Raw genomic sequence first — 23,657 nt, 5'->3', positions numbered from 1 at the left:
TCACTGCACAACAAACCTATGAACTATTACACATTAGGCAATACCGGATTAAAAGTCAGTCGCTTAGCACTCGGGACAATGACGTTTGGTGATGATTGGGGTTGGGGAACGGATGAGGCCAATGCTCGCCAGTTGTTTGATGCCTATGTTGATGCGGGGGGAAACTTTGTCGATACGGCGGATCTGTATACCAATGGCAATAGCGAGCGGATGTTAGAGCGATTTATTCGAGAGAGTAAGAATCGCGATCGCATCATCATTACTACCAAATTTAGCTACAATGCCGACCCCGGTAACCCCAATGCTGGCGGCAACGGTCGCAAAAATATTCTCCGCGCCGTCGAAGGCTCCTTAGAACGCCTTGGCACCGACTACATTGATCTCTATATGCTGCACACCTGGGACCAAGTCACCCCAGCGGCTGAGGTCATGCGCACCCTGGATGATCTGGTGCGCTCAGGCAAAGTGCGTCATGTGGCCCTATCGGATGCACCGGCCTGGTATGTGGCGCAAGCGCAAACCCTGGCCCAAGAACGCCACTGGGAACCCATCAGCACCGTCCAGCTGGAATATTCCCTGGCCGAGCGCAACATTGAATTTGAATACACGGCCCTAGCCCAAAATCTCGGCACCAGTCTGATGGCTTGGTCGCCCTTGGCCAGCGGTTTGCTGTCTGGAAAATATAAGCCATCCGAGCAAGGTGGCGAAGGTGCAGGACGACTGGCAATGCTGGCCAACAGCGGCAATCCAGCCTTTGATAAGTTTACTGAGAAAAACTGGGCCATTGTGGCTGCACTGGAGCAGGTGGCGAAAGAATTGGACCGGTCCATGGCTCAAGTGGCCCTGAACTGGGTCGCTAACCAGCCTGCTGTGGCCTCAGTCATTATCGGAGCCACCAAGCTACATCAGCTGCAGGATAACCTGGGCGCACTGGATTTCGAGATTCCCGCTGAGCTACAGCAGCGGCTGGATGATGTCAGCCGTCCCGATGCGCGTTTCCCTTACACCTTCTTTGAGCCTAGCCTACAGGGTATGCTCAATGGCGGCGCGACTGTGGGTGACAAACCCGCGTCTTTTAATCAGCCTGTTTTCGTCCAAGGATCAGGAGCAGGCGTCACTGCGGAATAAGTTAACCCTTCCCACCGCTGACGTAAGCTGCAGTCAGCTCATGGGTGGGGGCTGCAAACATCTGCTGGGTGCTGCCAAATTCAATTAGTTGTCCCACGCCATTTTGAACCCAAAACATACCCATCTGATCAGCGATGCGGCTGGCCTGAGCCAAATTATGGGTGATGACCACCTGAGTATAACGAGGACGCAACCGCACAATTAAGTCCTCAACAATGCCACTGGCAATCGGGTCCAGGGCACTGCAGGGCTCATCCAGCAGTAATACCTCTGGCTGTAGTACCAGGGCTCGGGCAATACACAGTCGCTGCTGCTGTCCACCGGATAAGGCTAAAGCCGACTGGCGGAGACGATCCTTAACCTCTGACCAAAGACCTACATCCCGTAACACGGTTTCAATCGTCTCTGCTAGTTGATGACGCGGGGTGATCCCATGCTCTCGTAACGGTAGGGCCAGATTTTCCCAAATACTGAGGGGAAAAGGATTAGGGCGCTGAAAAATCATCCCCACCCGACGACGTAGCGATAGGGTATCTGTAGCCAGGTGCAGAATATCCATATCTCCCAGCAGAATTTGTCCCTCCACATAACAATCGGGTACTAGATCACTCATCCGATTTAAACAGCTCAAGAAACTACTCTTCCCGCAGCCCGAGGGTCCCACAATCGCCGTAATTTGTCCTGAATAAATCGGCAGAGAAATATCCTCAAAGGCGATGTGACGTCCATAGCGCAGTGTTAGCTGTTGAACGTCTAAGAGGCAGGACGTCTCAACAGAATTAGAATCGGTATATGGATGGTAAGAAAGCATGAGTGAAAAGAAAATAATCGCAGTGATGTCAAAATCAGCAGAAAATTAACACGTGATCAGGTGCTTGAGGCGTAATCTTGTGAGTTGAGATAGTCTTTCATCTAAACATTGCCATAACTTACCCCTTACCTGGCCGACCAACGCAACGTAATCAACGCTGCCAAGCCATTTAACCCAAGCAATAATCCCAACAACACCAATGCAGATGCTGCCGCATTCCCATCTCCACCCGGCACATTCATCGACAGGTCAAAAATATGAATTGACAAGACCCGCCCTGAATCCAAAAGTGATTCTGGAAATCGGTCAACATAGCCACTAGTGAAGATTAGGGCGGCAGTTTCTGCTAAAGCCCGTCCCATAGACAAGACAACACCAACCATGAGTCCCGGTAGGGCCGCAGGCAAGAGAATTTTGAACAGTGTGGTGGTTTTGGAAAGCCCCAGGGCCGCGGCTCCCTGTCGATAGCTGGCGGGTTGAGATCGCAATCCCTCCTCCGTCGCTCGAATCAACAGTGGCAACACCATACACGCCAGGGTCAAGCCCCCAGACAGGATTGAAAACCCTAACCCCAGTACCTGCGAAAAAAACACACTGCCAAATAACCCAAACACAATTGATGGGACCCCGGCCAAAAAATCTAGACTGCGCCGGACCCAGCTCCCCAGACGTTGATCACTCACAGTAAACTCTGAGAGCAGCAGTGCCGTGGCAAGTCCTAGAGGTAGGGCAATCACCAAACACACTCCCAAAATCAACAGAGTAGATACCAGAATTGGGGCAATTCCTCCCTCTCGCCCCGCATTGATGGGCTCAGACAAGAGAAAATTTAAAGACAGCTGTCCTAAGCCTTGCCCGACAATCGAGAGCACAATCCATAGAAAAATAGCGGTAATACCGCTGGCTGTGGCCCAAGTCGCCCAACTCAGCAGTCGATCGGGCCACTTTTTAGAGATTGCTTTAGATACCATAACGTTGTCCTTATTCATCGGCCCCTAAAACAGCTGCAATCATCACCAATAATCCAATCAGCCCGAGTAACACCAAACCACTGACAAACAACACTGCACGGTGATCCGCCGTGGCGTAGGCCATTTCCAGAGCGATATTAGCGGCTAAAGAACGCACCGGATCAAAAACAGACTTTGGAATTTGGACTACGTTGCCGCAGACCATCAGCACTGCCATTGTTTCGCCTAACGCCCGACCTGTGGCCAAAACGACTGCTGTGAACAAACCGGAACGGGCTGTTGGTAAAACAATTCGAGTCAGCGTTGTCCACCGTGACAAACTCAAGGCCTCAGCCCCCTTTAAGTAATCGTCAGGTACCTCTCCCAGGCTGGTTTTTGAGAGCAGTGCCACTGTCGGCAAGATCATCAGACTCAGAATCAAAATTCCTGCCAACAAACTTTGTCCGGGCGGATGGATCTGATTAATCTTTGGCACGAGGACAACTAAACCCCAGAAGCCATAGACTACTGAGGGGATGCCGGCGAGTAATTCCAAAAGTCGCTGATAGGCAGAGGCCAGCAGTTTGGGAGCGTAAAACTGGCAAAAGAGAGCGGAGAGTAACCCGAGGGGAATTGCGATCGCAATTCCTCCCAATGCCAGCAACACAGTTCCCAACAAAATCGGCACCAGGTTAAACTGCCCTTCCAAGGGATACCAGGCCTGATCGCGAAAGAATCGCAGCACGCCAATAGATTGCAGGGCAGGCAACGCTTCTCTAAACACAAACACAGTAATTAAGACACCGACCATTGCGGTCAGACTGGCCAACAACCGCAGGCCAGTTAGCAAAAGCCAGTCATTGCGCTGAGCCTGTCTAAGAGCTAATGATGAGTCTACCTGCCCCGACAAATTCTTTTTATTGATAGAAATCAATAGGGACAAAATTCTGCTGCTCCACAATGTCATGCACCTCAAAAGACTGAGCAAAATCAATAAATGCCTTTGTCAGCGTTTCTGGCTCACCACTCGTCACAAAGTTAAGCGTGCGTGATAACGGAAATGAGCCATCCTGTACCGATGCTGTACTCGGGTTTATGCCCTCTAGCGGCAACAGCTTTAACGGTTCCCCCCGAGCAATGCTGTTTTCCGCTGCGCCAATGGATACATAGCCGATGGCACTAGGATTTCCAGTGACCGTTTTGATGCCTTGCTCATTGTCACCAATGATCACCTGGGCTTGGATATCGCTATTTTCTAAGTCGAAGTGTTTGAGAAAAACTTCCAAGGTGGAACGCCCTTCAGCCTTATTGACCACACTGATCGCTGTATCATTACCGCCTACAGCCGACCATTCGGTAATGTCACCCGTGTAAATATCGACAAGCTGGTCAGGACTCAACTCCGTCACCGGATTATCCGCATGGACAATCATGGCCACCCCATCTTGGGCAACCGCATAGGCCACCACATCCGTTTCATCGGCGGCTAAATCCCGTGACATCATGCCAATATCCGCCTGGCCGCTGCGAGCATCCGCTAATCCCCGTGAGGAACCGCCTGTCTGCACATCCACGCGCACCTCAGGATGCTGCTGTTCAAAGCGTTTGCCCAATTCAGACGCCAGGGGAGCGACCGTACTCGATCCGGTTAGAATCACTTTTCCTTGCAGTTCACCACTAGCAGAATCTGGGGATGATGGTGAACAAGCTGATAGCCCCGCCAATGCTAAAGCAATGACCCCTAACCTTTGCCAATAAAGCGTTTGCACCATAGACCTGATGTCCTTGTAAGAGGGTATGGATCAGGACACTGTGGTCGAGCCTAACGGTCAGGGGAGTATCCCCTCACACATTACCGAAACGATAAAACACAACAATCCAGGTTGAGGCTGTTTTGCTCAATCAATAGGTCGGGTGCTAGCCGATAGAACACTTGCTTACCCATTCTTTCAGGGATTACAAATTTAGCCTTTCGTAATACGCGTAAATGATGGGATAAAAGCGTTTGCTCTACATCTAAAGCCACCATTAGAGCACCTACGGATTGAGGCCCCAAGCGCAGTAACTTCTGTAATATGCCTAGCCTTGTGGTGTCGGCCAAAATCTTGAGCTTATCGACGCAAGTGACCTGATCCATGACCTTGAGATTGACAGAGACAGCTTAGAATGAACTGAGATTCATATGAAATATGATTCATATAGGTTAACGAAGGGTTAGGGGTAATTGAGATCAGCCCCCCTCAACGGCTAAACAACAACCAAACACCAACTAAGGCAACCATGGCTCCACAGATAGCTCGCAAGGTAATCCGTTCGCCAATCACCAGAGCCATCGGCAGCACCATAATCGGGCTGGTCGCCAGCAGTGACTGGGCGATACCAGTAGGGGAATATTTGAGGGCAACTTGCTGTAGCCAGATGGCGAGATAAGTACCAAAAAAGGCCGCGATCGCAACACCCCCAAGCAATCGAGCTGAAACCACTTGTTTGGAGATTAAGGGTTGCGATCGCCTGCGCCACAGACATAGCCCCCCGATACAAACCAATCCGGCCACCAGTCTTAGTAAGCTGCTCCACAGCGGGTCCACCGTTGTATCCGCCAGTGCTGCCCGCGATAAAACACTGCCAATGGCCTGGCCCAGGGCCGCCATCACCCCCAGGATGATCCCCCTGGCAGACGCAGGCCCCGCGTTTAGCTGAGGACTGCGTTCACTCACCACCCAGACAATGCCCACCAGGGTCAGTGCCATACCGAGCCAGGCAATAGCTGAAAGCCGCTCTTGCAAAAAGACCAGAGCCATCACAGCTGACATCAATGGGGCCAACATTTCCAATAGCAGGGCACGGCGAGCCCCCAAGGCATTGACGGTGGCAAAGTAGGCCGTATCTCCTAGACCAATGCCCACCACACCGCTAACCAGTAGGAGCCCGACTGACTCCATGGGTAACGACGCCAGCAGCTGTTGCCGCACCACCAGGGTCAGCACAATAAACCCAATGGCCATACTGCCCTTAATCAGGTTCAGCACCAGTGGCGATAGCTGTTTACCCAATCGACCAAACATCAGCGTTGCAAATGCCCATAGCGCCGCCGCACTGAGCGCCGCAATTTCCCCTTGAAACATCTTTACCCGGTTTTTAATTTGAATATTAAGTTAGTGGCATCCTACAGGAGTTCTGAAGCACGGGTTTTGAGTTGCGCGATGAGATTAGTGGCATCCTAGAGAAGCGTAAGCTGTTGAAAGAACTTCTCCCCTTTCGGCGTTCAGCCAAACCTCCATGTCAGTCGCTCTCAATCTCCACCAAACCACCCAAGATCCGCACTCCTCGATCTCCAATCCCCACGCCCTATCCCCTGCTTTAAAATCCCGTCTGGCCACTCCTCTCAAAATTGGCACCGTCGAGGTCCATAGCCGGGTGCTACAGTCGCCGCTATCTGGCGTGACCGATCTGGTGTTTCGTCGCCTGGTGCGCCGCTATGCCCCTGAGTCAATGATGTACACGGAAATGGTGAGTGCGGCAGAACTGCACCACGTGCACAAGTTGCCCAAGGTCATGGAGGTTGATCCCGATGAGCGGCCCATTAGCATTCAGCTATTTGATCGACGTCCTGAATTTCTAGCAGAAGCGGCGAAAAAAGCCGTAGATCAAGGGGCTGACACCATTGATATCAACATGGGTTGCCCGGTGAATAAAATCACCAAAAATGGAGGGGGATCATCGCTGCTGCGTGACCCGGATACCGCAGCCCGAATTGTGGAAACGGTGAGTACGGCGGTATCAGTGCCGGTTACAGCCAAGACTCGGATCGGCTGGTCGGAAGATGACATTAATGCAGTCGACTTTGCTCGCCGGTTGGAAGCGGCTGGTGCCCAGATGCTCACCCTCCATGGTCGTACCCGTTCCCAAGGATACAACGGCACCGCTGACTGGGACTGGATTGCCAAAGTCAAGCAGGCGTTATCCATTCCGGTGATTGCCAATGGAGATATTTTTTCGGTGGAGGCTGCGATCGCATGCCTAGAACAAACCCAGGCCGATGGCGTCATGTGCTCCCGTGGCACCCTGGGCTATCCATTTTTAGTCGGAGAAATCGATCACTTTCTTAAAACTGGTGAGTATCGCCAGCCGCCTACGGTGGTTGAACGGCTGCGCTGTGCCCAAGAACATTTGATTATGCTGGCTGAGTACAAGGGAAAAAGCGGTATTCGCCAGGCCCGCAAGCATATGGCCTGGTACGCCAAGGGTTTTGACGGAGCCGCCGAACTCCGGGATCAGCTCTGCCGGATCGAATCGGTTGAAGCCGGGTGTGGATTATTAGACGACGCCATTACGGTAATCTCGCCAGAACGTTGCCACCATAGCCACCGAAAGACCGCTATAGTATAAGCATTTTCAAGCAGCGTTTTCGGGTCAATCATCAGCATGTCATACGCCACTTACAGTTCCAGAGCAGATATGGGCGAACTGCGCCGTTTACGTAGTTTGTTACCGCCAGAACTGCAAAGCTGGGTTACGGTAGAACCGGCCATGGACGTCGGCCCACCGCTGATCACCTCTGAGGAACTGGGTAAAGATCAAGTCGAAGTTCAAATTGATCTACCCAAGTGGGAACAGCTGGCCATCGATCAGCGTAACCTGCTGTTTTGGCACGAAGTGGCTCGGGTACAAAACGATACGATCCCTCGGGATGGATGGGAAATGGCGGCGTTAGCCATCGGTCTTGGTGGTGCTGTGGGCGAACTCTGGGTGCAGGATGGTCTGTTGCTACTATTAGCTCTAGGACTGTGTGGCATTTCCGGCTGGCGGCTCTATAAGCGCAATAACGCCGAAAAAACCCTGAAAGAAGCAATGGACGCCGATGAAAAAGCCATTGCTTTGGCTACTCGTTTTGGCTATTCCCTGCCCAATGCCTATAAGAGTCTTGGTAGCGCTCTTAAAACGTTAATTGAGCAGACGCCTAAGAAAAAGCAGCGCGATCGCTATGTCAAGCGTCTGGAAGCATTAAAACGTAGTGCTAATCGCGCCAAAGATCGCATTCGCTCAGACCGCGATACCTCACGGGCCTACTAAAGCTGTTCTAAACCTACGCCTGGAGTCTTTTGATAGCTGAGGTTCCAGGTGTGACCAAGGTTGAATTTTATCAATCCTTTATAAAGCACAGGTTAAACAGTCGGTATTCACACAGAACCGGCTGAAATATCTGTGTATACGAATCACGAAAAGTTGTCTTCAACTAGATTAAGACGTATTAATTCAGGAATATCCGCATAACTATGTGAAGAATTCGTCTATTTCTTCACATAGTTTCGCCTGAATATCATAAAGATTTGCCTATCTCGCTTGTTCGCAGTCTTCAAAGTCCTACCATGTAACGTGGTTGTTGTCCCCGCACTGATGTGCCACATCTAAAAGTCTGATGGTAAACCGTCTGACTAAGAGAGTTTCCTGAAAAATAGGTAGTACGGTTAGAGAAAAAGATAGCTGCTATGGGGTCAGTTAAGTCGCTTGTTTAAGCTAACAACATAGAACGTTTGCAGGGGTTTAGTGTATGTGGCCATAGAGAAGTTGGTTGCTTCAAAACAGTTGGTTTTTCAGCTGTCAGCGTTGAATTTGCTACTGTTTACGGTAGTTCCAACACTCTGATTTACAACAGCTTAAGTCACTACGTTTGGTTTGGAGAGCGAGCTGGTTTCTGTTGACAAGTGCTGGTACTAAACAGTTTTTCCCTAGATCTTCATGGTTACCTCAGCCAGAAGTCGCCAGACAAGATCTTTAGATTGTTGGAAAGCTGTTAAGGGAACCCTCTAAATAGGTACTTGCATCTTCAGAAATACGCCATGTAAATTGCCGTATTTGCGAAAGACAAGTTGGGCTGATTGTAGAACCATATTATTGGAGTTTGAAGGCATCTCTTGAGCTTCATGCTCTGGTCTACATAAATTTCTGGCCCTGCTCGCGCTAGTTGCTAATTTATTCACTGCGACATCAGTAGTCAGAGCGATTCTCATGCGTATACTTATTTATTCGTACAATTACCATCCTGAACCCATTGGTATTGCCCCCCTCATGACTGAGTTGGCGGAGGGGCTAGTTACTAAAGGGCATGAGGTACGGGTAGTGACGGCAATGCCGAATTATCCCCAGCGTAAGATCTACCCTGATTATCGCGGTCAGCTCTACTGTGAAGAAGAACGTAACGGGGTCAAGATCCAGCGCTGCTATGTTGCCATCCATCCGAACCCTGGTGTTATTACCCGCATATTACTAGATGGTAGCTTTGCCTTACTGAGTTTTTTCCATGCTCTGAAAGGATGGCGACCAGACGTTATTCTGTTTACGAGTCCATCGTTGCCGGCCTGTATTCCCGTAGCTTTGTTAAAGCTAGTTTATGGATGTCCAACAGTGCTTAGCCTCCAGGATATTTTGCCAGAGGCGGCTGTACGCACAGGGCTGATTAGTAATCGGGTCGCTATTCGGATCTTTGAGGGACTTGAAAAATTTGCCTATGCCAGTGCTACCCGCATTGGAGTCATTACCGATAGCTTTTCTAGAAACCTGATTAGTAAAGGGGTACCTGCTAAAAAGATTAAGCGGATTTGCAACTGGGTTGATACCAACTTTATTTGTCCTTTGCCCAAGGACGATAACTCGTTTCGGCAGACCCATGGTTTGCAGGATAAGTTTGTCGTCCTCTACTCGGGAAACATTGCTCGTACACAGGGGGTAAGAACCATTATCCATGCGGCTGATGCGCTGCGTCATATCACTAATATTGAGTTTGTGATTGTGGGTGAAGAGCGGCAGCTGGGGGATCTGCGAAATCTGCGTGATGAGCTGGGGGTGAACAATGTCACTCTTTTACCCTTTACGCCGCGTAAAGAGCTGCCGACGATGCTGGCAGCAGCCGATATTTCTTTGATTATGCAGAAAGCTAGCGTTGTTGGCTTTAATATGCCATCTAAGACAATGGTGCTTTTGGCAAGTGGTCGTCCGATTGTGGCTTCTGTACCCGAAGGTGGGGCCGCAGCCCAGGCGGTGCAAGACAGCGGTGGTGGTTTAGTGATTGAGCCTGAAAAACCAAAAGCGCTGGCCAGAGCTATTCAGGAACTGTACAACGATCCTGAGCGGCGGCAGCAGCTGGGGAAACGAGGGCGTAGTTTTGCGATCGCAAATTATTCCTTTGAACAATCCCTTGAGGCCTACGAATCCTTATTAGCGAGTTTAGTCAATAAAGCTACTGCTACCCCGATTCCCTCCACCCTACAGCCTAAGAACATTTCGCTGAAGCCATAGCGGTCTCCAGTTGAGGTTGCATGCTAGGAACACCGTGTGGGAGCAAGATGATAAACGTGGAGCCCTTGCCCACCTCACTTTGAGCCGAAATTGTTCCCCCTAGCATGCGCACAAATTCACGGGTGATGGTTAATCCTAATCCTGTGCCCCCATAGCGGCGGGTCGAGGACGTATCTGCTTGGGTAAAGGCTTCAAAGACTTTATTCAACTGATTCTTCTCCATACCAATCCCCGTATCAGCCACGGTAAATTCAAAGTAGTCTGCAGCCTGATAATGGATTGTTTTAATCCCTAGGGTGAGCTGACCCTCCTCAGTAAATTTATTAGCATTACTCAGCAAATTCAACAGACATTGACGGAGCTTACCCAGGTCACTCTCAATCACATCAATGGTACTTTCATTTTTGAGAACCACCTGATTAAACTTGGCACTCGCCACTGGTTGAATGGTGCTAATCACATCCTGAGCTAGCTCAGCAATATTGATCGGTTCTAGATACAGCTCCATCCGACCCGCTTCAATTTTGGATAGATCAAGAATACTGTTGATGAGATTTAACAAGTGCTTGCTAGATCCCTGAATCTTACGCAAATCAGGAATCATACTGGCATCCCCGCTCAATTCAGCTTCTTCCTGTAAAATTTCGCTGTAGCCAATAATGCTATTGAGGGGTGTACGCAGCTCATGGCTCATATTGGCCAAAAATGTACTTTTTGTGAGGGTAGCCGATTCCGCTGCTTCTTTGGCTTCTTCCAGTTCAGCGGTGCGTTCTTTGACCCGAGACTCTAGTTCTTGATTACTGTTTTCCAGAGCGGCAATCGATTCCTGTAGCTGCTGGGCCATCCGGTTAAATGTACGAGCCAGAAAACCGATTTCATCGTCGCTGACGATCGAGATAGACTGCTCTAGCTGCCCACTTTCGAGTTGCATGGCGGCGGCTGTAATCGCTGCAATCGGCTGGGTGATCCGCCGGGATAACAGATAAATCCCCGACAATAATAACCCGGTCGCCACCGTACCAATTAGCAGAATATTTCTAGCCAGGGCACGAGCCGGGGCAAAGGCTTCTTTTTGATTAATTTCAGCTAGCAGTGCCAAACTTTGGCCATCAAGCCAACGATAAACCCCAATGACAGGCTCATCCGCATAGTTTTGATACAGCCCTGAACCATTCTGGCCAGCCGTTGCTGCATCAATCGCAAAGCTATGCAGGTCTTCTGGTGCTTTGTTGTCTTTACCCGAAGCAATAAACGTGTTGCGACGCTCTAACTGACCAACCAGATAGGTGTTGCCCGTATCCCCCAACCCTGTGCGTTCTCGAATCAGTGAATCTACATCTTGTAAATCTAAGGTCACCGAGAGGACACCAACGCGATTTTTGTTTTGATCTAAGATCGGTGTAGCAAATGTAATTGCCGTTCTCCCAGTCACCGGAGAGATATAGAGCGTTGGCACAATTTTCTCAGCGGAGTTTGTAAAATAAGTAGTGGTTGCCCCCAAGGGTTGATATGTTTGCTCTAGCTCTTTGTTAGTGGAAAATAAGACAATTCCCCCCTCTGTCAGAATCGAGACCTCGGCCAAATTAGGTTTGGCTGAGATAATATCTTTCAAGTAAACGGATAGGGTTTCATAGGCATCTTGTTTCATCGTGTCATCGGCAAGTGCCGCTGTTTGTGCCTTGACTTCTGGCAACCGCGCCAAGAGCAACATATCTCGTCGTTGAGTTTTGAACCACTGAGCAATTTCTTGTTCTTTCAGGGTAGCGGCCACGCTGAGGCGATCAAACAGAGATTGTTTAATCGTTTCTCGTGCTGAAAAATAGGTGCTGACTGAAATCGTTAGCACCGTCATAGCTGATAATAATGATAGCGGTGTAATTAGCCGCCTTAACAGACTTTTTTGTCGAGTTTTCACGCTTGTAATATTAGATAAAATTAATAATTGATCGCCGCACCCGGTTATGCAACTATTGCCAGTCGTCAAATATAGTCTGAATAGTTGCGATCGCTTCATCTGCAGCGGCGTTACTATCTAGTTCACCCGTCGCAATTTTGTTCATGATCTGTCCCCAAACATTTTGAGCAGCGACCTCACCATAGGCAGGATTTAACACTTGATAGGCGGGGCGGGTATTTTGCAGCTGTTTTACTGCCACAGAAATGTGGGTATCTTGCTGTTCCTGCCAGAACCCATCCTCAAAGAGATCAGGCATAACTGGTAAATAGCGTCCCTGCGCCCCCTTGGTATAAGCAGATAAGTTATTCGGCTGCGCTAGAAATGTTAGAAAATCTTTGGCAGCTGTCTGTTGGGTTGATTGGGCTAAAAGAACAGCCTGTTTAATTTCAATCACATAGCGCATCGGCCGACCGTCAGGTTTACTGGGCCATTCCACTGTAGATAGTTTTTTGTAGTATGTCTCGCTATCGCTACGCTGAGACCCTGGCGCTGACAAGGTATGATTGACCGTCATCAAACTCTTGCGACTTAATAGGGATACATTATTGCCGGTATTATCCCAGTCGACTGAGTCAGGCGGAACAGTACCATTCAGATAAAAACGTGCATAGTCTGCGATCGCATCAACCAAGGCAGCTCGATTAGTCTCTGTGATGGCAAAATTACCGGCTTCATCGAGGACTGAAACGCTATGGGCTTCTAGAAACTGTTCAAAATTATTGTAGGTATCTAAACTCAGCGACATGGGCATACCAACGCTGTAGATCTCAGCACCCTGACTCGCTTGCAGACGGGTGTGGGCGGATTGCCAGAAATCCCAGAAACCCTGCCAATCTTTGGGAATGGTAGCGCGACGTTCTCCAATGGCATTGATTAATAGGTCTTCCCAGTAGTGAATATGGATAGCTGATTGCATCAGGGGCACTGCATAGAAGCTACGGGTACCTGCCGTCTTATTTTGGTAGTTAACGCCGCTTAATACATCAGTCGTATAGTAGTTTTCAACCGATTGAATTACGTCTGAAACATCCACCAGTTCACCATTCCAGGCTAAACGAGGAATAGTTGTGAGGTCAGCTGAGCCAGAATAAAATATATCTGGAATATCATCAGTATTGGTAGCCAAAGCCCGCTCAAGGGCTGCCAAAATATCTTTTTGTGGAATAACACTTAATTCAACATCTACCTGGCTTTGAGCTTTCCACTGCTCAATAATTTGCTTAAGTGCATCAATTTCTTCTGGATAAAACCCTTCCTGCCACCATATTTTTAGGGTATCTCCAGAAGTAGCCTTGATGGTATTGGCTGGCTGTTGTTCGCTGGCACAGCTAATGGCTAAACCACCTAGACCGCACAATGATAACTGTGTAAATTTACGCCGCTTCATAAATACAATATCTCCAATTAGAACAACAACACCTCAACGGCACCATTGTTTAATTAATGACTAAAAAATCTGTATTCAGAAATGGAGGGATAATTCTTCGAATTTATGAGTAGCTTAATCACTAAACCAATCAATCAAGATCTAAAATTTGATTCAAAAGCCCCTATTTGGACAATTATCATCGATATCTCAACACCCTTCATCCTGATTTATCTATATGCACCCGGAGTATCTTAATACGAAGCTTAAACTCATCCAACAGGCTGCTTTCAGGTTCCGTCATGATTTGCTGATGCAATACCGAAACTGTAGTCAATCAATGATGCAACTACTGAGGTGAAAGCCCCAGAGACTATATAAAAAGCATCTAAGATACTAATTAGACCTCTAAATTCCTCCCATTTTTCAAACTTGAACAGCAGTTCTTTCAAAGCCTTAGAAAACCCACATTCGAGAAATCAGCAAGACAGTTTAATCGCTTCTATAAATGGAATCCGTCTGGTATTGAATATTACCGTTAAAGCACCCGCTTAAGATAAGTCATATATATACCTGTTTGATATTTACAGCAAGTCCAAACCCGGGCCTCAAAGGAAAATTATTTTTAGTTGTCTATATCTTAATAGTTGGTTGAATAGTTATCGATACATAGAGCTGTATTGTTAGCATCGTCACAAGATTCCTCGGAAAACATACCAGAGGGTTCTGAATCTTTTATAAATAAGAAAATCCAGTAATAGAGATCATGGATGCATAGCTGTCTTTAAGTGATAGTTAACACCATAGGCTATGTAAATTCACCAGTTTTGATCTCAATGTTCAAGCCTACCAGTAATACTCAGGAGAATTAAATAAAGAGTTCTTAAATCGATAAATTAAGGCTATGAAAATTAACGAGTGGACGTCTAGCTAGTACCGAATGGCAGAAATTTGGCAGCTATTTCATCCCCCAATCCACTCATTCACCCATCCCCCCATCCACTCATTCACCCATCCCCCCATCCACATTGGATAGTGGGCAAACTTACGCCACAGAGTACTAGTAATGCGATCGCACCCCTTAGACCTTAGCCATCGCTAACTGACGTTTAGCTCCAGGAATTACCTGTGGAATCCGCATCGTAAACACCGCCCCCTGCTCCCGACCATTTTGAGCAGTAATCACACCTCCGAGCATATACACAAACTCACGGGTGATAGTTAACCCTAAACCAGAGCCATCATAGAGACGAGTTGAAGAATCATCTGCCTGAGTAAAGGCCTCAAAAACATGGTCTAACTGATCTGGAGCGATGCCAATCCCCGTATCCTCCACCGTAAACTCAAGATAGTTCTCATCCTGGTACTGCGGTGTTTTCATCGTGAGGGTAATCTGCCCCCGTTCAGTAAACTTATTCGCATTATTGAGCAAGTGCAAAAGACATTGGCGCAGCTTATCGGGGTCAGTGTCAATCGCCTCTATTGTAGTGAGGTTATTGAGAATAATTTTGTTAGATTTCTTCTCCGCCTCTGCCTGTACAGCTGTTAGTACATCCTGCGCTAGTGCCAGCACATTGATGGATTCCAGCTGCAGCTCCATCCGTCCTGCTTCAATTTTTGATAGCTCCAGCACACTGTTAATTAGATTCAATAAATGCTTACTAGAGCCCTGTATCTTTCTTAGATCAGGAACTAAACTATGCTCACCAATCAGCTCCATATCTTCCTCAAGAATTTCGCTATAGCCAATGATGCTATTCAGGGGTGTACGCAACTCATGACTCATGTTGGCTAAAAACGCACTTTTAGTTCGAGTGGCAGATTCTGCAGCTTCTTTGGCTGACTCTAGCTCAATCGTCCGCTCCTTAACCCGCACCTCCAATTCTTGATTCGTGCTTTCCAAGATTGCAAAAGATTGTTTTAACTGCTGGGCCATATGGTTAAACGTCTGAGCCAGCACCCCAATTTCGTCCTGGCTATTCACCGCTAACGATTGATCTAGCTGACCGCTCTGTAATTGAATAGCGGCGCGAGTGATTTCTGTCAGCGGCTGGGTAATCCGGCGAGATAAGAAATAAATGCCTGACAACAGTAACCCTGTCGCTACAAAGCCAATCAACAAAATATTTCTAGCCAGGGCACGGGCTGGGGCAAACGCCTCAAACTGATTAATTTCAGCCAGGAGAGCCAGGCTTTGGTCATCTAACCAGCGATAAACCCCAATCACCGACTTTCCTGCATAGTTTTGATAGAGACCCGCTCCACTCTCCCCAGCAATAGCCGCATCAATAGCAAAGCTGCTAATGTCCCCCGTTGAATCTTGGTCTTTATCAGAGGCAATAAATGTCTTTTGTTCTCCAATTTGACCGACAAGATAGGTCGTTCCCGTCTCTCCTAGGCCGGTGCGTTCCTGGATCAGAGCATCCACATCCTGTAAATCTAGGGTTACCAACAGCACCCCAATCCGATTTTTAGCCGCATCCAAAATCGGTGTTGCCAGTGTAATCGCAGTGGTACCCGTGGTCGGCGAGATATAGGGAATAGGGGTAATATTATCAGACCCATCGGCAAAATAAGTGGTGTTGCGCTCCAGGGACTGAGTAGTATTCTCTAACTGCTCATTCGTTGAAAATAGAACCAGCCCCCCATCGGTCAAAACGGAAACTTCAGCCAAATCAGGCTTAAACGTAATGATATTGCGAAGGTAGGAGGCCAGCTGGTCACGAGCTGCCTGTTTCACTTCTGGGGTGGGTAGGTCAGCTGACTCAGCATCCTGAGGGGTTGAACCAGACAGCAGCAATTCGGTTTGGGCCTGAACCTCGGGTAAGCGAGCCAGTAGTAAAATATCGTTGCGATGATACTCAAACCACTGATTGAGCTCTTCTTCCTTAAGCGTTGCTGCCACACTCAAGCGATCATAAAGCGATTGTTTGAGGGTTTCTCGCGCCGAAAAATAGGTGCTGACAGAAATAGTCAACACCGTCGCAACAGACAGTAGCGATAGGGGAGTAATGAGCCGTAGCAGCAGGCTTTTAGATCTAATTTTCACGCTTAGCTTCCCTTATGGAGTGGATGAGTGTCTTGCGCTAGGAACTATGTCATTGCTGATTTAGAGGATGAACCGCTCGATTAGAAACGCCATACGGCGACATCTTTAAGAGCAAGTCATAGTTTGGATCAGCAACGCCAGAAATACTAATCATCCAATTGGATAAGGCATTTCCGGATCGCTATAGCAGGTGGGTTAGTTAGGACACGTTAGAGTCCTGAAATTGGCTACTTCAAGCATTTTCCTCATTCCTCCAGCCTCATTCTTCCGACCGTCCCGATATGACGGTCGGTCGTTCCCGCATAACTTTCCAGACGATCTCAAGGGTCGTCAGGAGCCCATGTCAAGAAACAGTATGAAAATTTGTTGGGGTATGCCTATTGCGCAGTTTGAGTCAGTTGATCAAGCAGTCTGCCTAGGCGCGTTTGCGCCTCTCCATAGGCTTGCCAGTCGCCGTTTTGTAATGCCTGCTGTCCCTGAGTATAGGCATCAAGAGCCGCCTGGAGCAGGGCCTGTTGAGCTGCCGTGGGGGATGGTGTGTCGCTCGGTGACGTAGAGGTAGCAGGCCCAGGTGCAGGTACAGCCACAGCCGAACGACGCTGACCAAAGAGCTTCGTTAAGCTATCCTCTAACGTCTGCTCCATTACGATCGAGTCTTTATAGGCAACAATCACTCGCTTTAGTTCTGGAATCGCGTTGCTATTACTGTCCTGACTGCGGGCCTGCAGGTAAACAGGTTTGACATAGAGCAGGGATTCCTCGATGGGCAACACCAGTAAATCTCCCCGAAACACCTCTGAGCCTTCTTGATTCCAGAGGGTTAACTGTTGAGAAATTTCAGTATCTTGATCGATACGAGAATCAATTTGACGCGGTCCGTATAGCAGCGCCTGTCTGGAGAACTCATACACCAGCAGCTTACCGTAGTTATCGCCATCACAGCGAGCCGCCATCCAGGCCACCATGTTATTTTTGCCAACAGGGGTAAAGGGCACAATCAGCATAAACTCCTCAGCCTTACCCTCGGGCAGTTTCATAATCACGTAGTAGGGCTCCAGGATCTCAGGGCTTTCTTCTCGGGTAATCTGAGTTGGAAAATCCCAGAGATCTTCCTGGTTATAAAACACATCTGGTCGATCCATATGGTAAGCCCGATAAATTTGAGCCTGGATCTTAAACAACATTTGGGGGTAGCGGAAGTGGGCCCAAAGATCAGCAGGTATATTTTCTGGGAGTTCAAAAAGTGTGGGAAAGATCTGTTGGAAGGAGGTAAGAATTGGATCAGTGGTGTCTACAACATAGAGCTTGACAGTACCATCATAGGCATCGACGACGGCCTTGACTGGATTGCGAATATAGTTGGTGCCTCTCCTAACAATGCGCTGCATCGCCGTACCCTGGAGCACGTCCTGGATGCCTTCGCTACGGATCAAAGGTTCAGAGTAGGGATAGCGATCGCTTAAGGTGTAGGCATCGACAATCCACTTGAGCCGCCCATCAATCACTGCCAGATAGGGATCACTATCAAGGGAAAGAAACGGAGCCAGCTGACGAATTCGCTGTTGAATCAGTCGATGGTAGTGAATACGTGAGTTTTCTCCTAAGGAATTGGAGAACAGCAACTGCCAATCACCCAAATTGTAGGCATAGACTAGTCGTCGCAGGAAGGAGCCAATGGGCACCCCCCCCGGACCGGTGTAGTTGTACTGGGCGTTGTCATTGCCCAGGGGATAGTCAAACTCAGCTTGAGCTGTACCAGTCAGAATATAGCGATCGGTAGCCTCACCATAATAAATACGAGGCTGCTCAATGGTTAGATCAACAGAACTTTTGGGCGGCAGGTCTTTAATAAACAGTTCGGGTAGACCGTCTTCAGTGACTTTATTAACCGGGCTCATGGCTAAACCATAGCCATGGGTATAAATCAAATGTTGATTGACCCAAGTTTGCGCCTGGGCGGGCAGAGCATCATCAACTAACTCGCGAGGAGATAACATCACCTGGCGATAGTCATCGTCGAAGGTGTAGCGATCAATATCGACATCCTGAAAGCGGTAGTAGGGCCGTAGGGTTTGCAGACTCCCATAGGTGCTTTGCAAGGGTCGATAGTCCCATAGACGAATGTTGTCGATGGTGGCATGGTTGCGTTCTAATTGGGTGGCATCCAGCTGATTTTTAACCTCAAAAGATTGTTGCTGAACATCATTAAGGCCATAGGCTAGCCGGGTCAGCTCAATGTTATCGGCAATATAAGGGGCTTCTTTTTGCAACTCATTGGGTTCAACAACAAATTTTTGCTGAGCCCATGGGTACAGTCCTGTAATTAGAACGAAGATGGCGGCATAGAGGCTAATGGCTGTTAAAGGCAACAAAAAACCACTACGCCATAGGGAGGCGAGAAATAAAATCCCAATGGCTAGGGTAATAAATCCCATAATGCCGTAGGCTTGCATTCGAGCATTGACATCGGTATAGCCAGCTCCAAACACCACACCAGTTGGGGAATAAAGCAGCTCATAGCGAGCCAGCCAAAAACCCAGGGCAAAAATGGTGGCTAATGCGGCCAGCAAAACACAAAAATGGGTTTTGACTTCTCCAGTCAGAAAGTACTTCCAGCCCCGTTCTGGACGAATTTCTCCTTTGATCCCATAGACACAGGCAGTCAGGACGAGACTCCAGAGAAGCAGCTCGATGGTGGCACGATGAACATTCTCAAATAGGGGCAGTTGGAAAATATAAAAGCTAATCTCGCGGCCATACAGTGGATCTTGGGCTCCAAAGTCAACCGGATGTAGAAATTTTAAGACCTCTTGCCAGGCCTCAGCGGCGTTGATGGCTGCAGACAGTGCCAGTAGGGTAATCAGACCGAGGCTACCATAGCGGATCATTCCGGGTAAGTAGGGTTCCCACTGAGGATTTTGCACAACCCGCAGGGGGCGCTCCCGGGTGATGTGTTGGGCAATGGCAAAGTTAAGGAATAGGAGTCCCCACCAGCTGGCAAAGGCTAAAAGTGCGATCGCAATCTGCCAGCGCCAGCGCGTCCATAACACATCTGAAAAGCCAATCGCATCAAACCACCAAACCTCTGTAGTTAAGTGGACCAGGGTACCGGAGAAGACGATAGCAATCACGCCTCCAAAAATTAACCATAACCACTTTGAACTCATGCTGCAGCCTGTCAGATAACGCTTAAAAAAGCGAGGAGTAGAGCAACGGTTAAACCGTTGATTCCTCGAACCTAAAAAGCTTAGCGCACGCTCACGACCCCCAGGATTTATTTTAAGTAGTCACAAGAAACTAACCTCTGTCCCAGCTTGCTTTACGATCAAGCTTTAACTTTTATGGCGTTGCGTTATGAAGCAGATGCCAACTCGGACCTTTAAGGTTGATGCCCTCAACGTGCAAGTTTATTCTGGACCTGACACCCTGGCCCAGGCAGCGAGCCAAAGTGTAGTTAAGCGGTTAAACCGTATCCTCCAACAGCAGTCCACTGCCACCATTGTCTTTGCAACCGGACAATCGCAGCTTGGGTTATTGAGACACCTGCGTCAGGACTCTACTGTGGACTGGTCGCGGGTAATCGGTTTTCACCTGGATGAGTTTTTAGGCCTGAGCCGTGAGCATCCAGCTAGTTTTAATGCCTACCTACACAATCAAATTGCTCAGTGGCTACCGTTTCGAACATTTAACTATCTCAATGGCAATGCGTTAGAACCTATTGCCGAGTGCGATCGCTACACCTATCTTCTGACTCAAGATGCAATTGATATCTGTTTACTAGGTGTTGGCATTAATGGCCATCTAGCTTTTAACGATCCAGCTGTGGCCAACTTTGACGATCCTCGCTGGGTAAAACTAGTCCGTTTAGACACCATCAATCGCCAACAACAGCTGACTTCTCAACATTTTTCGCAGCTTAGGGATGTACCCACCCATGCCATCACCCTAAGCCTCAAGGCCATTCGCAACGCCCGCTATAATCTCTGTTGTGTGACCGGATATCACAAAGCTGATATTCTTAAGACCCTACTGACAATACCTCCGTCTACAGCCTGTCCTGCCTCTGTTTTAAGGCTTGATAGCAATGGCAACAATAGTCTCTTTACAGATGAATCTGCCTGTCAATTCTTCTAATTATTCTCAAATCATCAAGAGCCAGGACATCGGAGAGCGTTGCCCCCCATAGCCTGACTCCTGGGTTCTGGTTGCTATCAGCTAGTCTCTAAGCGGGACATAACAGACTATGGGGCTGTTCTGCAGCTAGCCAAACGGGTTCTCGTCTAATTTGTGTGTTGGCGGGGTTCGCACGACTTAGCCAAACAACCGGCTCCTCTAGATTAAGCACCTTCTCCCCTTCGTCGGTGGTAATGGTGAGTAACTGTTGATGGATACACATACCATGGATAGGCAACCAGCCAGACTGCCCTTGCAGTAGTAGATCGCGGCTGTGATCGCGGCGGACAAACAACCGTCTTAAAACCCGCCAGTCTTGCCAGAGCCGTTTTGCGCTATCGGAGTTGAGATAATAATCAGGTAAAACTTCTAACGGCAGATAATCCCTCACAGGGGCGTGACCCGCTGTCACATACTGCCCCCAGCCAAATCCAAAAATCATACTCAGCGCCCTATATACAGACTGGAGTAATCTTTTCCACAGCCGGAGCTGACTATCATACTGAGACGACCCAACCCGATTCCAGGGAATGGGGTCATTAATCAAAAACATCCGATTGAACCAACTAGTAACGAGGTGCAACTTGGAACTCCTATGGGCTATTGACCTTGACATAGTTCAGCATTCTGTCAAAGGACCTATGGACAGGAAAAAAACACAGAAATACATTACTAATTCCGTAATTCCACGGATTCCAATGGTCAGACATCTCTGAGTAGCACCTATTCCTGATATTATCCATAGCGCTATTAAGGGCTGTCTCTAAATCTCTGAAAACCCTATGGATATTATTGTTCGTCTGCCCCAAGCCAGCGATCTTGCGCCCCTCACAGACCTTTATAACTATTACATTCTGAATACAACCATTACGTTTGACATCACTCCTTACACACTGGCAGAACGCCGAGAGCGCTGGTGGTGCCACTACAGTGCCAAAGGTCGTCATCGTCTACTGGTTGCTGAGCAAGATAAGACAGTTGTGGGGTATGCCACTAGTAGCCAATTTCGAGCGAAAGCCGCCTATGACACTTCTGTCGAAACCAGCATTTACTTAAATCCCGATGCCCAGGGTCAGGGCATCGGGACACAGCTGTATCAAGCTTTATTTCGTTCACTAGCAAATGAGGATGTGCATCGCGCCTATGCGGGGATCACAATGCCCAACTCAGTATCTGTTGCTTTGCATCAAAAATATGGTTTCTACAGCGTTGGTCGGCAGAAAGAAGTGGGCCGTAAGTTTGGTCGTTATTGGGATGTGGAATGGTTTGAGAAATCTCTCTAGGTAAGCTTGTGAGTGTAGAGTGAGCAGATACTTCGAATGCCATCTTCAGTATCACAGACATACTCTCATCACCTCCACGCTTGAGCAAACATTAAATTGTTTGTAAAAAAAGTATTCGCATCAAGAAAACTGCGGTAGCGAGACCATACAACAGGCAAAGACCATTAAACAGCCACAGCAAACTAATCATTGAAAAGTGAAGCCATGGATTGGTATTGAACTGAGATGAAAAATTCATAGATGAGCGTATTTGCCGTCACGACAATTTTAGTGATGCAAAGAAATTTGATCCAGAGACGGTCAAAAAGTACAGGTTTATTCAAACTTGTTCAAGAATGGGCGTAATTGTTATGTCAGCCAGTGAAGAACAGGAGGCATAGTATTGATCTTTTTGTGACGCTCAATTGTGTCCTCATAAATACCCGGATAGCACATCGGTCTGAACTATACTAAATTCTCGATATGCCATACCAAAACGTCCCCTTTAAAACCGATAAGCCTGTCCTCTCTTGGGCCAATCACGATCTCGGCTCAAAAGAAATTCAAATGGCTAAAAACGTCGCTTCTCTGCCCTTTGTTTACAAGCATGTAGCGCTGATGCCCGATGTTCACCTTGGCAAAGGCGCACTGGTGGGATCTGTGATTGCTACTGACGATGCCTTGATCCCCGCAGCGGTTGGCGTTGATATCGGCTGTGGCATGTGTGCGATCCAAACGCCTTACCAGGGCAAAAAGCTAGACGGTAAACTCAAAAAAATCCGTAAAGACATCGAGGCAACGATCCCGACCGGGTTTGACAGCAATAAAAAGATTGCTAAGTCTGTTTACAACTGGCAAGGCTGGCGACATTTTAAGGACTTGCACAAAGGTGTACAGCATTTGGAGAAGAAAGCCCTCAGTCAAATGGGTTCCCTCGGTGGTGGCAACCACTTTATCGAAGTTTGTGTCGATACCGAAGACAGTATTTGGCTGATGCTCCATTCTGGCTCACGCAATATTGGCAATATGTTGGCTAAAAACCATATCAGCACCGCCAAAAACCTGCGTAAACTGGCCACTGAAAAACTGCCGGACCCAGATTTATCCTATTTTGTCGCTGGTACTGCCGAATTTCGGAGCTATTGGAACGACCTGCAGTGGGCTCAAGCCTATGCTTTGCAAAATCGTGAAGAGATGATGGCTCGCTTTAAGCAGATTATTGCAAAGCACCTGGGCGGCGGTAAACCCTTTAAGCCACTGCTAGCCGTTAATTGTCACCATAACTACGCCGAAAAAGAAGAACATTTTGGCAAAGATGTCTATGTCACCCGTAAGGGAGCTGTGCGGGCTCGCACCAGCGACTATGGTATTATCCCTGGCTCCATGGGCACCAAATCCTATATCGTCAAGGGCAAAGGTAGCCACGAGAGCTACTGCTCCTGCAGCCATGGTGCCGGGCGGGTCATGTCCCGTAGCAGAGCCAAAGATACCTACACCCTGGATGACCTAATTGCCCAAACCGCTGGCGTAGAATGCCGCAAAGACAAGGGCGTCATTGATGAAATTCCAGCCGCCTATAAACCCATTGACGAGGTCATGGCCAATCAGCAGGACTTGGTGGAGGTCGTTGCAACTCTCAAACAGGTGGTCTGTGTCAAGGGGTAG

General features: G+C 48.3%; 18 protein-coding genes. 7 read left to right on the top strand and 11 right to left on the bottom strand.

Features of this window, described 5'->3' with window-relative positions:
- The first annotated feature begins 18 nt into the window (after nt 1-18).
- Nucleotides 19-1,128: an aldo/keto reductase gene (locus tag N836_RS59125; protein WP_023074266.1), complete on the top strand. Its 1,110-nt coding sequence runs from the start codon at nt 19-21 to the stop codon at nt 1,126-1,128.
- Nucleotide 1,129: 1 nt separating this feature from the next.
- Here N836_RS59125 and N836_RS59120 read toward each other — a convergent pair whose 3' ends face one another.
- From N836_RS59120 to N836_RS59095, 6 genes are all read right to left on the bottom strand, one after another.
- Nucleotides 1,130-1,939: a phosphate ABC transporter ATP-binding protein gene (locus N836_RS59120; protein ID WP_023074265.1), complete on the bottom strand. Its 810-nt coding sequence runs from the start codon at nt 1,937-1,939 to the stop codon at nt 1,130-1,132.
- Nucleotides 1,940-2,064: 125 nt separating this feature from the next.
- On the bottom strand, nt 2,065-2,910 hold the full coding sequence (pstA, locus tag N836_RS59115; protein ID WP_031293360.1) for a phosphate ABC transporter permease PstA: 846 nt from the start codon (nt 2,908-2,910) through the stop codon (nt 2,065-2,067).
- A 10-nt stretch (nt 2,911-2,920) separates the two neighbouring features.
- Nucleotides 2,921-3,832, bottom strand: a complete 912-nt coding sequence (gene pstC, locus N836_RS59110) for a phosphate ABC transporter permease subunit PstC (protein WP_152532207.1) — start codon at nt 3,830-3,832, stop codon at nt 2,921-2,923.
- Nucleotides 3,807-4,661 carry a phosphate ABC transporter substrate-binding protein gene (locus N836_RS59105; RefSeq protein WP_023074262.1) on the bottom strand — a complete coding sequence of 285 codons (855 nt, stop codon included), beginning with the start codon at nt 4,659-4,661 and terminating at the stop codon, nt 3,807-3,809. Before N836_RS59105 ends, pstC begins: the two co-directional genes overlap by 26 nt.
- Before the next feature lie 80 nt (nt 4,662-4,741).
- Nucleotides 4,742-5,026, bottom strand: coding sequence for an ArsR/SmtB family transcription factor (locus tag N836_RS59100; RefSeq protein ID WP_023074261.1), 285 nt, complete (start codon nt 5,024-5,026; stop codon nt 4,742-4,744).
- 103 nt (nt 5,027-5,129) lie between these two features.
- Nucleotides 5,130-6,014, bottom strand: coding sequence for a DMT family transporter (locus tag N836_RS59095; RefSeq protein WP_023074260.1), 885 nt, complete (start codon nt 6,012-6,014; stop codon nt 5,130-5,132).
- 154 nt (nt 6,015-6,168) lie between these two features.
- Between N836_RS59095 and dusB the strand changes: the two genes are divergently transcribed.
- The 3 genes from dusB to N836_RS59075 all read left to right on the top strand — a co-directional run bounded on the left by dusB (nt 6,169) and on the right by N836_RS59075 (nt 10,185).
- Nucleotides 6,169-7,278: a tRNA dihydrouridine synthase DusB gene (gene dusB, locus N836_RS59090; RefSeq protein WP_023074259.1), complete on the top strand. Its 1,110-nt coding sequence runs from the start codon at nt 6,169-6,171 to the stop codon at nt 7,276-7,278.
- Between the two features lie 36 nt (nt 7,279-7,314).
- Complete coding sequence (locus N836_RS59085) at nt 7,315-7,962, top strand: DUF3318 domain-containing protein (protein ID WP_031293357.1); 648 nt, start codon at nt 7,315-7,317, stop codon at nt 7,960-7,962.
- Between the two features lie 936 nt (nt 7,963-8,898).
- Nucleotides 8,899-10,185, top strand: a complete 1,287-nt coding sequence (locus N836_RS59075; protein ID WP_023074256.1) for a glycosyltransferase family 4 protein — start codon at nt 8,899-8,901, stop codon at nt 10,183-10,185.
- Here N836_RS59075 and N836_RS59070 read toward each other — a convergent pair.
- The 4 genes from N836_RS59070 to N836_RS59060 all read right to left on the bottom strand — a co-directional run bounded on the left by N836_RS59070 (nt 10,160) and on the right by N836_RS59060 (nt 19,724).
- Nucleotides 10,160-12,037 carry a sensor histidine kinase gene (locus N836_RS59070; protein ID WP_023074255.1) on the bottom strand — a complete coding sequence of 626 codons (1,878 nt, stop codon included), beginning with the start codon at nt 12,035-12,037 and terminating at the stop codon, nt 10,160-10,162. The genes N836_RS59075 and N836_RS59070 overlap by 26 nt on opposite strands.
- Nucleotides 12,038-12,152: 115 nt before the next feature.
- A complete protein-coding gene (locus N836_RS59065; RefSeq protein ID WP_023074254.1) occupies nt 12,153-13,529 on the bottom strand; it encodes an ABC transporter substrate-binding protein in 1,377 nt (458 codons plus the stop codon).
- A gap of 1,060 nt (nt 13,530-14,589) precedes the next feature.
- Nucleotides 14,590-16,557, bottom strand: coding sequence for a sensor histidine kinase (locus tag N836_RS73585; protein WP_023074253.1), 1,968 nt, complete (start codon nt 16,555-16,557; stop codon nt 14,590-14,592).
- A gap of 377 nt (nt 16,558-16,934) precedes the next feature.
- Nucleotides 16,935-19,724, bottom strand: a complete 2,790-nt coding sequence (locus N836_RS59060; RefSeq protein WP_023074252.1) for a UPF0182 family membrane protein — start codon at nt 19,722-19,724, stop codon at nt 16,935-16,937.
- A 196-nt stretch (nt 19,725-19,920) separates the two neighbouring features.
- Between N836_RS59060 and N836_RS59055 the strand changes: the two genes are divergently transcribed.
- Nucleotides 19,921-20,691 carry a 6-phosphogluconolactonase gene (locus N836_RS59055; RefSeq protein WP_031293351.1) on the top strand — a complete coding sequence of 257 codons (771 nt, stop codon included), beginning with the start codon at nt 19,921-19,923 and terminating at the stop codon, nt 20,689-20,691.
- 88 nt (nt 20,692-20,779) lie between these two features.
- Here the strand turns inward: N836_RS59055 and N836_RS59050 are convergent, their stop codons facing one another.
- Nucleotides 20,780-21,283 (bottom strand): hypothetical protein, encoded by a 504-nt coding sequence (locus N836_RS59050; RefSeq protein ID WP_023074250.1) that lies wholly within the window; start codon nt 21,281-21,283, stop codon nt 20,780-20,782.
- 229 nt (nt 21,284-21,512) lie between these two features.
- Here N836_RS59050 and N836_RS59045 point away from each other — a divergent pair, with 229 nt between their 5' ends.
- Both N836_RS59045 and N836_RS59040 read left to right on the top strand, forming a co-directional pair.
- The gene (locus N836_RS59045; RefSeq protein WP_023074249.1) at nt 21,513-22,013 is read left to right on the top strand and encodes a GNAT family N-acetyltransferase; all 501 of its coding nucleotides are present in this window, start codon (nt 21,513-21,515) and stop codon (nt 22,011-22,013) included.
- Nucleotides 22,014-22,475: 462 nt separating this feature from the next.
- Nucleotides 22,476-23,657, top strand: a complete 1,182-nt coding sequence (locus tag N836_RS59040) for an RtcB family protein (protein WP_023074248.1) — start codon at nt 22,476-22,478, stop codon at nt 23,655-23,657.

Source organism: Leptolyngbya sp. Heron Island J, from assembly GCF_000482245.1.
In the GTDB taxonomy this organism is placed as follows: Bacteria; Cyanobacteriota; Cyanobacteriia; order Phormidesmidales; family Phormidesmidaceae; genus Leptothoe.
The sequence above is the reverse complement of the archived record's forward strand: the minus strand, read 5'-3'. Positions and strand labels throughout refer to the sequence as shown.

Bases quoted from the DNA above. Each gene is read 5' to 3' on its own strand.
- N836_RS59040 (WP_023074248.1), top strand. From the start codon at position 22,476: ATGCCATACCAAAACGTCCCCTTTAAAACCGATAAGCCTGTCCTCTCT.
- N836_RS59065 (WP_023074254.1), bottom strand. From the start codon at position 13,529: ATGAAGCGGCGTAAATTTACACAGTTATCATTGTGCGGTCTAGGTGGT.
- N836_RS59095 (WP_023074260.1), bottom strand. From the start codon at position 6,014: ATGTTTCAAGGGGAAATTGCGGCGCTCAGTGCGGCGGCGCTATGGGCA.
- N836_RS59100 (WP_023074261.1), bottom strand. From the start codon at position 5,026: ATGGATCAGGTCACTTGCGTCGATAAGCTCAAGATTTTGGCCGACACC.
- N836_RS59070 (WP_023074255.1), bottom strand. From the start codon at position 12,037: ATGACGGTGCTAACGATTTCAGTCAGCACCTATTTTTCAGCACGAGAA.
- N836_RS59055 (WP_031293351.1), top strand. From the start codon at position 19,921: ATGCCAACTCGGACCTTTAAGGTTGATGCCCTCAACGTGCAAGTTTAT.
- N836_RS59060 (WP_023074252.1), bottom strand. From the start codon at position 19,724: ATGAGTTCAAAGTGGTTATGGTTAATTTTTGGAGGCGTGATTGCTATC.
- N836_RS59085 (WP_031293357.1), top strand. From the start codon at position 7,315: ATGTCATACGCCACTTACAGTTCCAGAGCAGATATGGGCGAACTGCGC.
- N836_RS59045 (WP_023074249.1), top strand. From the start codon at position 21,513: ATGGATATTATTGTTCGTCTGCCCCAAGCCAGCGATCTTGCGCCCCTC.
- N836_RS59050 (WP_023074250.1), bottom strand. From the start codon at position 21,283: ATGTTTTTGATTAATGACCCCATTCCCTGGAATCGGGTTGGGTCGTCT.
- N836_RS59120 (WP_023074265.1), bottom strand. From the start codon at position 1,939: ATGCTTTCTTACCATCCATATACCGATTCTAATTCTGTTGAGACGTCC.
- N836_RS59125 (WP_023074266.1), top strand. From the start codon at position 19: ATGAACTATTACACATTAGGCAATACCGGATTAAAAGTCAGTCGCTTA.
- pstA (WP_031293360.1), bottom strand. From the start codon at position 2,910: ATGGTATCTAAAGCAATCTCTAAAAAGTGGCCCGATCGACTGCTGAGT.
- dusB (WP_023074259.1), top strand. From the start codon at position 6,169: ATGTCAGTCGCTCTCAATCTCCACCAAACCACCCAAGATCCGCACTCC.
- N836_RS59105 (WP_023074262.1), bottom strand. From the start codon at position 4,661: ATGGTGCAAACGCTTTATTGGCAAAGGTTAGGGGTCATTGCTTTAGCA.
- N836_RS59075 (WP_023074256.1), top strand. From the start codon at position 8,899: ATGCGTATACTTATTTATTCGTACAATTACCATCCTGAACCCATTGGT.